The sequence below is a fragment of the Bowmanella dokdonensis genome (genome assembly GCF_017254865.1).
GTDB lineage: Bacteria > Pseudomonadota > Gammaproteobacteria > Enterobacterales > Alteromonadaceae > Bowmanella > Bowmanella dokdonensis.
This window is the reverse complement of record NZ_JAFKCV010000165.1, coordinates 1-369: the sequence shown is the minus strand read 5'-3', so window position 1 is coordinate 369 and position 369 is coordinate 1. Positions and strand designations below refer to the sequence as shown.

The following is a 369-nucleotide window of genomic DNA, read 5'->3' as shown; positions in this document are numbered from 1 at the left end:
CAGATAATGCTGTCTATCGGGCCACGAAACACCAGCCCTTCAAGTTCCGGCAAGCTGGTTTGCTGTACCACAAACACCATTTGGCCAGCATCATCCTTCCCATATTCAGCAGTAGCTTGCCTGACAAAAGTTAACACTCTCTCGTTATCCGCCGTAAACAAGTCGAGCTGGCAACTTTGCTCATCAATTTGCCATCGCCCGCGCAAACTGAAGCGAGAGTCCCGTTGATAGTCTGACAAATTCTGCGCTGATTTTTGCACTGCCCCCCTTAGCGGGTGCAATCTATGCAGGCTAAACACCTGCCAGGGCACAAAACGGGACGCCTCGCTGCTTGGATCTTCATAACCCAGTTCAAGATTTAGCTGATAA

The 369-nt window shown here is 50.1% G+C and carries 1 protein-coding gene; it reads right to left on the bottom strand.

The window, feature by feature from the left end:
- Positions 1-260, bottom strand: a 260-nt coding sequence (locus J0A66_RS22060; protein WP_206575986.1) for a hypothetical protein, incomplete at its 3' end; no start/stop codon positions are given.
- Positions 261-369: the final 109 nt, after the last annotated feature.